General features: G+C 52.1%; 10 protein-coding genes and 1 pseudogene. 5 read left to right on the forward strand and 6 right to left on the reverse strand.

The genetic code is table 11. The features are described from left to right. The 3 genes and pseudogenes from glcE to A0129_RS07565 all read left to right on the forward strand — a co-directional run. Window positions 1-403, forward strand: a pseudogene (gene glcE / locus A0129_RS07555) (glycolate oxidase subunit GlcE); the annotation flags it as partial. Window positions 404-412: 9 nt separating this feature from the next. Continuing rightward, window positions 413-1,663 carry a glycolate oxidase subunit GlcF gene (gene glcF, locus A0129_RS07560; protein ID WP_291713847.1) on the forward strand — a complete coding sequence of 417 codons (1,251 nt, stop codon included), beginning with the start codon at window positions 413-415 and terminating at the stop codon, window positions 1,661-1,663. A 78-nt stretch (window positions 1,664-1,741) separates the two neighbouring features. Next, a complete protein-coding gene (locus A0129_RS07565; RefSeq protein ID WP_291713849.1) occupies window positions 1,742-2,194 on the forward strand; it encodes a hypothetical protein in 453 nt (150 codons plus the stop codon). Between the two features lie 16 nt (window positions 2,195-2,210). Here the strand turns inward: A0129_RS07565 and A0129_RS07570 are convergent, their stop codons facing one another. From A0129_RS07570 to pdxH, 4 genes are all read right to left on the reverse strand, one after another. Continuing rightward, complete coding sequence (locus A0129_RS07570) at window positions 2,211-2,804, reverse strand: M48 family metalloprotease (protein WP_291713851.1); 594 nt, start codon at window positions 2,802-2,804, stop codon at window positions 2,211-2,213. A gap of 67 nt (window positions 2,805-2,871) precedes the next feature. Beyond that, window positions 2,872-3,858, reverse strand: coding sequence for a CmpA/NrtA family ABC transporter substrate-binding protein (locus A0129_RS07575; RefSeq protein WP_291713853.1), 987 nt, complete (start codon window positions 3,856-3,858; stop codon window positions 2,872-2,874). Beyond that, on the reverse strand, window positions 3,858-4,481 hold the full coding sequence (locus A0129_RS07580; RefSeq protein ID WP_291713856.1) for an ANTAR domain-containing response regulator: 624 nt from the start codon (window positions 4,479-4,481) through the stop codon (window positions 3,858-3,860). The genes A0129_RS07575 and A0129_RS07580 overlap by 1 nt, the downstream gene beginning before the upstream one ends. Window positions 4,482-4,501: 20 nt before the next feature. Then, window positions 4,502-5,137: a pyridoxamine 5'-phosphate oxidase gene (gene pdxH, locus A0129_RS07585; RefSeq protein WP_291713858.1), complete on the reverse strand. Its 636-nt coding sequence runs from the start codon at window positions 5,135-5,137 to the stop codon at window positions 4,502-4,504. Between the two features lie 67 nt (window positions 5,138-5,204). Here pdxH and xerD point away from each other — a divergent pair, with 67 nt between their 5' ends. Continuing rightward, window positions 5,205-6,104 carry a site-specific tyrosine recombinase XerD gene (gene xerD, locus A0129_RS07590; protein ID WP_291713860.1) on the forward strand — a complete coding sequence of 300 codons (900 nt, stop codon included), beginning with the start codon at window positions 5,205-5,207 and terminating at the stop codon, window positions 6,102-6,104. A 35-nt stretch (window positions 6,105-6,139) separates the two neighbouring features. Beyond that, window positions 6,140-6,751: a glycerol-3-phosphate 1-O-acyltransferase PlsY gene (plsY, locus tag A0129_RS07595; RefSeq protein WP_291713862.1), complete on the forward strand. Its 612-nt coding sequence runs from the start codon at window positions 6,140-6,142 to the stop codon at window positions 6,749-6,751. A 31-nt stretch (window positions 6,752-6,782) separates the two neighbouring features. On the opposite strand, the gene A0129_RS07600 is transcribed toward plsY, so the two are convergent. Both A0129_RS07600 and A0129_RS07605 read right to left on the reverse strand, forming a co-directional pair. Beyond that, a complete protein-coding gene (locus A0129_RS07600; RefSeq protein ID WP_291713864.1) occupies window positions 6,783-10,205 on the reverse strand; it encodes a hypothetical protein in 3,423 nt (1,140 codons plus the stop codon). After that, a complete protein-coding gene (locus tag A0129_RS07605; RefSeq protein WP_291713866.1) occupies window positions 10,202-10,681 on the reverse strand; it encodes a hypothetical protein in 480 nt (159 codons plus the stop codon). Before A0129_RS07605 ends, A0129_RS07600 begins: the two co-directional genes overlap by 4 nt. Between the last annotated feature and the right edge of the window lie 97 nt (window positions 10,682-10,778).

Below are 10,778 nucleotides of genomic sequence, written 5' to 3' on the forward strand. Positions count from 1 at the left end.
GAAAAACATGGGCGGGCATGAAATGGAAACGCAGCAAGCAACAACCTTCTGGACCAGTGTGCGTGACCAGCAACATGAGTTCTTTACGCGCGAAGGCGATTTGTGGCGTTTGGCAGTGCCACCCACTACCGTGGATTTGGCCATGCACGGTCAAAGTGTCCATGAATGGGGCAGCGGTTTGCGCTGGTTCCGAGCAGACTCGGGCACCACCGAGGATCAGATTCGGGCAATGGCAAAGCGCGTTGGTGGCCATGCCACCCTGTACCGCACTGCCAACTCCGCCGCACGTCAGCATGCATTTCAGCAACCGGATGCGGTCATGCTCAAATTGCAGCGCCGCCTGAAAGAGCAATTCGACCCGGCTGGTGTTTTCAGCATCAACCGCCTGTCACCTATTTTGTAAGCAGAGCCCATGGATACCCAACTCGCCGACTGGATCAAAGACACCCCTGATGGCAAAACAGCCGACGCGATTTTGCGAAAGTGCGTGCATTGCGGTTTTTGCACCGCGACTTGTCCCACCTACCAAATTTTGGGCGATGAACTGGACAGCCCGCGCGGTCGAATTTATTTGATCAAGCAAGTTCTGGAAGGCAAACAGGTGACCCGCAAAACCCAGCAACACCTGGACCGCTGTCTCACCTGTCGCAACTGCGAAACCACCTGTCCATCGGGTGTGAAATACGGCCAGTTAATCGATATTGGCCGCAAGATTGTGGACGAGCGGGTCGAGCGTCCCATGTCAGAAAAGCTGACTCGCGAGAGCCTGAAAATGCTGATGACCAACCGCCCCATGTTCAACGCGGGCATGGCCTTGGGTAAAGCTGTACGCGGCATACTTCCCGAAAGCATCAAGAAAAAAGTGCCTGCCAAGCGCGCCACCTTGCCATTCGCCAACACGGCACACACACGCAAAGTCATTTTGCTCAAGGGCTGTGTGCAGCCTGCCATGATGCCTTCGATTGATTCAGCAACTTCGGTCATTCTGGATGCGCTGGGCGTTCAAAGCATGGTGGTTCAGGAATCCGGCTGCTGTGGTGCTGTGAAATTTCACCTGAATGATCATGCAGGCGGTCTTGCGCAAATGAAAACCAATATCGATGCATGGTATTCCTTGTTGGCAAACGGCGAAGCTGAAGCGCTTGTCATGAACGCCTCTGGCTGCGGGGTCACGGTCCGTGAATACGCGCACCACTTTGAGAACGACGCAGAATACGCCGCCAAAGCCAGGCTGGTCAGCGAGAAAACGGTGGACATTGGTGAGTACATCACTCGACAAAATGCAGACGGCCTGGCCCGCCTCAGTGTGAAAGTAAAAGCGGCCATTGAACAACAACGAATTCCAGGCAGCATCGCCTTTCATCCGCCCTGCACCTTGCAACACGGCCAACAAATCAAGGGGGTCGTCGAAAACGTCCTGACCACATTGGGCTTCAAACTGACCCCGGTTACAGATTCCCATTTGTGCTGTGGCTCGGCAGGCACTTATTCAGTGTTACAACCCGAACTGTCCAAAGAACTGAAGAAACGCAAATTGGCCAACCTGATGGCAGGCAATCCACAGGCCATCGCATCCGCCAACATTGGTTGCTTGGGGCATTTGGAGAGTGACGCCACTGTGGATGTTCGACATTGGGTGGAGTGGGTAGCGCAGGCTGTTTGATGAAAAATTGCGCAACACGGAACTGAAAGGACCGCACATTTACTAAGTGGTCCTTTCAATTCCTAAGTATTTGTAGCCATGACCATCACAGACAATAGCCGCACCACCGCACCACGCCCAGTCAGCTCATTGACCAGGGCACTCAGTCAAGTCAGTCTGGAGGAGCAGGCAAGACCCGCCAAAAAAGCAGCACTGTCCATCGCAAGTGAAACACTAAAGGCTCAACAAACCCGACAAATCGTGTCTTACTGCAACGCGATTGACCGGGAAATTCCATTGATTCAAGTGAACACCCGGCGAGCCTTGTCCACCTACTTGGTGAACAATCAAATTCACGACACCGGTCTGCTCAACCAGAGACAAAAAAACCTGTGCGCTTGGACCTTGCTGGAACACGCAGCCCGAGGCGATAGTGACTTCAAGAAGATTTACCCGGCACTGGTTGGTAGTTACGTCGGTGCCGCAGAAAAGCCGCGTTTCGAGGCATTGGCCCGATCGATGAACCTGAACCCTGCAAATTTTATCGCTTGAGTGATCAGGCACATTTCTACTTCCTGCAGATGACCTCCCGGCGGCTGTAGTAGCCAGGGTGGGAGGGAACCACTGGCATCATCATGTCTGCGCCGTCGATGCTTCTGAGCACATCTTCGGTGCAGGCAATAACGCCCAAACTGGCCAGCCATTTGGTGGCGGCCTCATCAGCATCCAATTCAAACTGGCGATTCATCGCATGCAGTTTTTCCATGGTCGTCGGGTTGCGTTCAATCGCATCAAAGGCCATATCGGGGGTAGGCATGCCCGCCAGTTCCATCGCCTTTAAGCCCAGCTTTTTCTGATGCTCCAAGTGCACGTGAGCGTACTCGTGCGCGATCACGAACAACACGCCGTCAGGTGTCAGACGGTTTAAAAAGTCGGGATCCATGGTTAGCAAGGCACCCTCGATCCGATCAGACACGTAGGCTCTGCTCCATGTTTTCGTCAACTCAACCTCAAGCTTCATATTGGGCACGGTTTTGCCCAACTGCACAATTGCATGATCGATGTCGGTGCGGCTTGCTGCCTGTGCACTCGGATATGAAAACAAAGGCCCCAGACAAAGAATCCAAAGACACCCCAAGGCTTTGACGCGTGCACTCCGCATACTCCACTCCAACTTCGAGCTAACTGACTGCCTAAGTTTAATCACAGCGCCATTGCCATGCAATCCACTAAAAACCAAATGGCTTAAGGCCGCTTGAAAACTGCGCTGCATCCAACGGAGTGGAATTGACCAAGGCGTGCGTTTCGACCACCAGAGATTCAAACATGGGGCGTTGATCTTGGGTCAACTCAGTGCCATCAAACTGAATAAAGGGATCAGTTCCCCCCTTGATTGTGGCCAACAATGCCATTTCAAGCACAGAGCCAGGCAAATTCACGTGATCCGAAGTGGAGAGCCAAGCAGCAGCTTTTCTACGGTTATCAGCCCCTCCCTCCAGCCAGACGCACGCCTGCCGAAGCGCTCTGCACAATCCGCTCAAGGCTTGTGGATTCTGGTTAGCCCATGAGCGGGTACATCCCAGAACCTTTTCAGGCGCTTTGGGCCACAAACTGTTCGAAGTGGCCACAATCGAGCCCAAGCCCTCATTCACCGCCAAGGAGTTGTAGGGTTCACCCACACAAAAAGCATCAATCGAACCCGCTTGAAGCGAGGCCACCATTCGAACAGGAGGAACCACTTCAAAACGTACATCCTGATCCGGATCCACATCATTCAAACGCAACCAGCGGCGAAGCTGCAAAGTGTGCATCGAAAACGGGAACACAGTGCCAAACACCATGGCTCGCTCTTCCCGGGATTTTGCGGTCCTTAATTTTGAACCTAGTGTTTCACCCTCAATGAGCCCAGAGATCAAAGTTGCCAAAGACTTGCTGACGGTTATCGCATTCCCGCTTCGATTCAACACGAGTGGTGCCACCACTTCCTTTCTGGGAGAACCACCCAGCCCCAATTGCAAGGCAATCGCCATGGGCGAAAGCATATGTGCTGCATCAATTTCACCATAGGCCAGTTTGTCGCGAAGCGTCGCCCAAGAAGCCTGCTTGACCAGCTCGACAGTCAAACTCTCCGCCTCGAAGAAACCCATTTTCTGGGCAACCACAAACGGCGCAGAATCAGTCAGCGCAATCACGCCGATGCGAATTTCCTGTTGCATTACACGCCACCTCCACCCAACATTTCAAACACCTCAATGACGTTGCGTGCCGTATCCACAAGACGTTGATTGCGCTCCATGGCCAGCTTGCGCATGGCGTGGTAGGCCTCGTCTTCATTAAAATTGCGGTGCTTCATCAACAGGCCTTTGGCTTTGTCGATCAACTTGCGGTCTGCAAGCTGATCACGGGTTTTCTGCAACTCGTTTTTTAGTGCCTGAAATTCGCGAAAACGGGCAACGGCCACCTGCACGATTGGACGTACTCGATCCGGGTTCATGCCATCGGCCACGTAGGCACTCACGCCGGCCTTGATGGCACTGGCAATCGTGTCCTCGTTGTCTTCATCTGAAAACATAATGACGGGTTTCGGATTGCTGCGTGACAACACCGCCATGTTCTCAAGGCAATCGCGATCGGGTGAGTCGATGTCCACAATCACGATGTCAGGCTGGGATACCGCCACATGTTCAACCAAACGATCGGCGGAACTGAGACGGGACACCAGCACATAACCTGCATCAAGCAAGGCACGTTCCAGTATGGCGGCCCGCCCTGGTTCCTCGTCGACCAAGAGTACTTTCAGTGGAGGTGTGGTGGCTTTGCCAGTTTTACTATTGACCATGAACGGGTTTACTCATTCCTTTAGGGGGCAAGACGGGACATTGCCCATGAATCACCGCGCAAGGTATAGGCGAGGCGATCATGGAGTCGCGACGGCCGCCCCTGCCAAAACTCAAAAAAATCGGGTACCAGACGATAACCGCCCCAAAATGGGGGCCGTGTTTGCGGATCACCCTGCTGTTCTTCCTGAGCCTGTCGCACTCTGGCTTCAAGCACCGCCCGGGAATCGATTACCTGGCTTTGTGGCGAAGCCCAGGCGCCCAGGCGGCTACCGGCTGGTCGCGACAGGTAATACGCATCAGACTCTTCGGGACTGCACTTCTCTACCCGCCCCTCAATTCGAACCTGACGCTCCAGTTCTGTCCAGTGAAACAGAATCGCAGCGTGCGGATTCTGTGCCAGCTCCTGACCCTTGCGACTTTCATAATTGGTAAAAAACGTAATGCCACGCGCATCCAGCCCCTTGATCAACACGATACGGGCCGAGGGTCGCCCTTGATCGTTTACCGTAGCCAGTGTCATGGCGTTGGGTTCAGGCAAATCTGCACTCAAAGCCTGATCAAACCAAAGTTTGAAGAAGTCGAATGGATTGGCCAAGGCGTCAGCTTCATCCAGCGTGGCTTGGGTGTAGTCTTTTCGAAGATCCGCGATCGACATAAAACAAAACTCCTTGATGCTGCTAAAGGTATGATGACCTTTATTTTCACATGCTGCCAGCACCACAATGAAGAGCAATGCCGATCTGATCGACGAATTCTGCACCACTTTGTGGCTTGAGGAGGGATTGGCCAAAGCCACACTGCAGGCTTACCGCAGCGACTTGCAACAACTGGGAAACTGGCTGGAAGAACAATTCTCTGAAAGCCTTTTGCAGGTCAGCAATGAACACATCCGCAACCATGTACACGACCTGCTGGAATTAAAGCCCAGTAGCCTGAACAGAAAACTAAGCAGCTACAAACGTTTTTATTTGTGGCTGAACACCACCAAGCAACGCGAGGACAACCCCTGCGCACAACTGCAAAGTGCCAAGCGTGGCTTGCGCATTCCCAAAACCCTGAGCGAGAAACAAGTACTGGACCTGCTGGCTGCACCCGACTTGAGCAACGCCGCTGGGCAGCGCGACAAGGCCATGCTTGAATTCATGTACGCCAGCGGCCTGCGGGTCAGTGAACTGGTGAATATGCCTTTGCGCGCAGTGGACCTGAATGTTGGTGCCGTCAAAGTGCTGGGCAAAGGCAACAAAGAACGCTTGGTCCCCATGGGCGAACCTGCAAGGCTGGCGATTCAGCTGTATTTGCAGCAGGCCCGCGGTGAGTTGTTGAAGGGGAAAACCAGCGACTTTTTATTCGTAACCCACTTTGGCACTCCAATGACCCGCCAAGGCTTCTGGAAAAACATCAAGCGCCTGGCCTTGATTGCTGGGATCAACACCACAGTCAGCCCCCATGTATTGCGGCATGCGTTTGCCACGCATTTGATCAACCATGGCGCCGACCTGCGCGTGGTGCAATTGCTCCTGGGGCACGCCGACATCGGCACCACCCAGATTTACACCCATGTGGCCAAAGAACACCTGCACACCCTGCTCAATCAAAGCCACCCACGATCAAAAAGTCGCTAAAATCGACGCCAAAGCCCAACAACAAGGAGACACCTTTGCTTAATTTCGCCGCTGGCCTGCTGATCGCCTATTTGATTGGTTCAATTTCATTCGCAGTGGTTGTTTCCAAATTCGTGGGTCTGGCCGATCCACGCACCTACGGCTCAAAAAACCCTGGTGCCACCAATGTGCTGCGAAGCGGCAACAAGAAAGCAGCCGTGCTCACGCTGTTGGGCGATGCCCTGAAAGGCACACTCGCCGTGGCACTGGCCTTCCATTTTCAAGACCAGCTAGGTTACAGCCGCACCGACATTGCCTGGATTGGACTGGCGGCCTTTATTGGTCACCTGTACCCAGTATTCTTCAAATTTGAAGGCGGCAAAGGTGTGGCTACCGCGCTGGGCGTACTGCTTGGCTTGAACTGGATACTGGGCCTGGCCACCGCGATTACCTGGATAGTGATTGCCTACTTCTTCAGATATTCCTCTCTGGCCGCGCTCATCGCAGCGCTGTTTGCCGTGTTTTACAACGTACTGCTTTTTGGTATCAACGGACAGGCTGCCGCCATCACAATCATGTCCGCCTTGCTCATCTATCGACACAAGCAAAACATTGCTAATTTGATCGCGGGCAAAGAAAGTAAAATTGGCGATAAAAAAACTTCATGATTCCAGTTGACTTGGATACAAGCTCAATCAATCAATTGTGCTTCGAGTAAAAGCGATAGTGTCCAGAGTGCACCGATGCTCCTGAATGTTTAAGCAGTACGGTGTCTCTGCTGGCCTGTTTGGAATCCAGGTCTTTGACTCGGTCCCTGTCGCTCACAAAATCAACCTTCGAACCCAGTGACTCAAAGAACGCGGTAATGATTTGTCGGTCACCTTGAACCTCGGCCATACCCGAGAGTTCTTTCAGGTTTTGTGCCAAGGCGTTGGCTTCGGTTGTGCCCTCATTTTTGATTGGACGGGAGGCGCCGACAATCTCCAGAACCTGATCTGTTAGCCGAGGAATGGCAAGTTGCAGCGTCATTTTTTGCAAGTTGGTTTCAACTTGCGCGTCGCCAACTCGATACCCCAGGTTTTTTGCTTCATCCAGTGCTTGATAAATATCCTTCACCTCATCAACATTTTTAGGCCAATACGGCTCATAGCCATCCGCCAGCATTCCGGCCTTTTTGGCGTCTGGCTGAATTTTAGTGGCCCAATCAGCTTTCACCTTTTCCAGCGCATCGAACACGCGCCGTGATACATCTTGAATATCCGAATAAGCAATTGCGCTGGCGTTCGCTGCACGCAACCAGCAGCGATTCCCCTGGCCAGATACCTCTTGAATTTTGCGCCCACTCGCTGACAGCAGCTTGTCGATGATGGCGATTTCAGACATAGGCTTGATCGGGCTGCTTGTTTTAGCTGAACTTGTGGAACGATTGACCTTGATCGGCTGATCATTGGCAGCCCCGATCAATAGTTTGGAGGGCGACTGATCGATTGAGGAGGACCACTCAATCACCTTCGGCAAGGGCTTTCCGTTGCCACAAGACTTCCAAAGCTTTTGCACAAAACTTTCCACCTCAACCAAGGTCCTCTTGAGTTGTGGGCTAACTTGTCCTTGCAATTTGACAGTCAGGCTTTTTCCATCCAGATAGTCAGTCAAAGCCTGCGCATTACTTGCATCTTTTGAACCCAACAGCGGCTTTAACTGCCTTTTCAATTCAAAGACTATTGCGATGTTCTCTTTTTTTCCAAACTGCTGGCGCAAACGCTCCTTCTGATTAATGGTGGAGAAATAACTCTGAATCGATGCAAAACTCTCGCGAATTGCCTTGCCCCCAGCCAGGTTCACGAAATTACCCACGTTCACCGAAATGCGTCGCAAGACACCTCCGCGACGATTCGCTGCAATTTCTTTAGAAATTTCCCTTGCTGCGGTCACCGACTGTTCTGCGCCGAGGGTATCTCTTTCTGCAACCCACAAGGCGGCCTTTTTATGAAAATTACTCAACTCCTGCTTGAACGATTCCAGACCTTCAACGCCAAGCTTGCCATTCTTCTGCTGCCCGGCCAGCTCCACCTTGTTTTCAAAGTTTTTCAGCGTCTTCATGAATTGTGTGACCTCGAGGTGATGGGTGGTCAACAAGTCATTGGGCATGGCCGCCAGAATCAGCGAGGCCGCCTCCACAGCATGTTGGTCAGTAATCACGGCATGGGTGATATCAACCGGTTTTCCAGCTTTAAATACCTCCGCCTGCAAAGTTCCCGACAAACTGCCTAGTACCTTCAACCGGGCTCCCACATGCTCCTGAGATTTTCGCGAATAGCTGGACTCCACCTTGTAAGCCAGCGACGGTGCACTCAATGCCAGGCTTTTTGAATTGAAACCGGCTGCGCTCACATTTGCAGCCGCAAGTTGATGAATGAATATCCTGCCGTTTTTATCCAACCCTTGTGGTGAATCACAATTTGCCGTGCCCAGAAACGTCAACACTTTTTCCGAGCGCTCACTGCCCGGGGTTTTCAGTGCACCCCCCAACTCCGCAAGAAAAGGCAGCTTGTCCCCGCGCACTGTTGAATGCGTGGACTTACCCTGATTGTCAAAATTATTGAACCAGGACCCAAACTCGGACAAACAAACTTTCAACGCAGCTGATCGCGACGATGCGCCAGCACGTCCGTATTCCAATGCCTTATTCAAGCTGAAACCATCCTGGACTGACGGTGATTCAACACCATTGGCCAACATCGGCAAACTGCAAGGCAGCGCCTTGGCTTCAGAAGCAGGCACTGCAGCGAACCTACCGGATAAGCCGTTGAGGGCTTTCAAATCTGTTTCTGCAGCACACACAGTGCGCAAAAACGTTTCGATTTTTTTCTTCTGGTCTTCAACACCTTTGATATTCTTTTCGCACGCATCGAATTGATTCATCAACTCAAATACTTTCGTACTGTCCCGCCCTTCACCTGTTTGCTCTAACTGTTTTTGAAGTCCAGACTTTTTCTCTTGCTCCTGAGCCTCAAGCTCATCAAGCTTTTTTGCAAGGGCATTCAGCTCGACCTGATTCAACTCAACCCTGTTCTTGTTGAGCTGCACAACATTCCGAATGGAAGATTCAAGTTTGGACTGAATCATTTTGTAACCTTGAGCAGCCTTCTCATGCATGATTTGCTGGGACTTGCTTGCTCGATACCATTTCTGCACAACCTTCGCTGCTGCATTTTGGGAAACGTCGGCTGGTTCAGCCAATGCTGATGAAGACCCGCCAGCCGAGTGCAAAGCCTCGATGACTGAACGCTGAACGCCAATCGTGTGGCCTTGCTGCCTGTTACTCAAGTCTGCTTTCCGGATAAGGTCTATGACCGACTTCTTTTCATTTGAAGTGACATGAGCCAGTTCCTTGACCCTACGCTCAACATCAGTGAGCGTTTGTTCAAACGAACCCATATCTGACAGCTTGGCAATTCTCTCACTCGCCTCGTCCTTGGCTTTTTGGAGTAACTCAGCAGCCTTGTCCGATTCGAGCTGCTTTTGATACTGCGCGAGTTTCGCAGGCACACCGTCCCTGACAGCAGCCTGCTGCAAAGCATTCAATGCGGCAGCTTGATCGGGTGCAGCGCTGAAAAAACTACCAAGCCACCGCAACCATGAACTTGCCGGCTTGGTACTTGTTTCTGGTTTCGCCAACGGCACAGGGTTGGTGAGTGTGGAGGCGGCTGATGAAGGTTTGGCTGTGGAGATGGATGAGGCGACAGTTGTTGTATCAGGCGAAGAAGTTGAACTCACCGGGACTGGGTCGGTTCTCTTGAGCATATCGACAATCATGGACTTGAGTTCTTCTGCTTTTTGTCCACCACCTGACTCTACTTTCTTGACCAAATCATCAATCAAGGAATTGAGTGCCTCACTGATTTCTTCAGTGCCATTTATCTTGTAACACGCTTTCATCATGTCAATAACATGGGGTTGTTCAAGGGGTGTTTTGCCAAAGTTGGCATTCAACTGAGTGGCAGCCAAACCAGGGGTGACTACCGCTTGAACACCTGAACCTGACTTGCCTGTTGCAGCGCTGGACGATCCTGTGCGCTGACTGATGGCACTGGGTACTGCGGTGGTGGTTGAAGTGGTCATGGCGAGGTACTCCGGATGGTCGGTTCTGATTGGTTGGATGAATGGGTACTGAGACTGTGTAGTTTTCTGAGATCCTCAGCATTGGTCACAATGTTGAGTTGCAGAACCGCAAGCCTGGTTTTGATAAACGCGAGGGGATCGGGGAGCTCATCGCTTGGTGGAATTTTCAGTTCGCTCAAGGTGTGCTCGAGCAATTTGAAGTTACCCAGTAAATCAGCTTGCAAATCGGCAGCCAGGTTTTGACCGCAAACAGAGTGCGCGAGCTCATCTGCGTTGCTCAGCGCTTGTTTCCAGTGAGCGGAAGGATTGTCAGCAAGACTGGCGCTGAATTTCTTCCACAAGGCGAAAGCAGCCTTGGACACGCCATCCGTATTCGCAGAAGCTTCGCTCTGGAATGATTTAGCGGCATTTGAAGCAACAATACTTTGAGGCGTCGGGGGGGGTGAATTCCCCACCCCGGAGGGACTGACCGACATTTATTCCCCTTGCTTGAAAATCAGCAAAACGACGGGGAATACATCCCCTTTCGATTAAGGAACAAGTGCGGCCAGAAAGTTCCTTGGGTCAATGATT

This window comes from Limnobacter sp. CACIAM 66H1, assembly GCF_001601825.1.
Taxonomy (GTDB): domain Bacteria; phylum Pseudomonadota; class Gammaproteobacteria; order Burkholderiales; family Burkholderiaceae_B; genus Limnobacter.

Coding starts and splice junctions, on each gene's coding strand:
- glcF (WP_291713847.1), top strand. CDS start 413: ATGGATACCCAACTCGCCGACTGGATCAAAGACACCCCTGATGGCAAA.
- A0129_RS07565 (WP_291713849.1), top strand. CDS start 1,742: ATGACCATCACAGACAATAGCCGCACCACCGCACCACGCCCAGTCAGC.
- A0129_RS07570 (WP_291713851.1), bottom strand. CDS start 2,804: ATGCGGAGTGCACGCGTCAAAGCCTTGGGGTGTCTTTGGATTCTTTGT.
- A0129_RS07575 (WP_291713853.1), bottom strand. CDS start 3,858: ATGCAACAGGAAATTCGCATCGGCGTGATTGCGCTGACTGATTCTGCG.
- A0129_RS07580 (WP_291713856.1), bottom strand. CDS start 4,481: ATGGTCAATAGTAAAACTGGCAAAGCCACCACACCTCCACTGAAAGTA.
- pdxH (WP_291713858.1), bottom strand. CDS start 5,137: ATGTCGATCGCGGATCTTCGAAAAGACTACACCCAAGCCACGCTGGAT.
- xerD (WP_291713860.1), top strand. CDS start 5,205: ATGAAGAGCAATGCCGATCTGATCGACGAATTCTGCACCACTTTGTGG.
- A0129_RS07600 (WP_291713864.1), bottom strand. CDS start 10,205: ATGACCACTTCAACCACCACCGCAGTACCCAGTGCCATCAGTCAGCGC.
- A0129_RS07605 (WP_291713866.1), bottom strand. CDS start 10,681: ATGTCGGTCAGTCCCTCCGGGGTGGGGAATTCACCCCCCCCGACGCCT.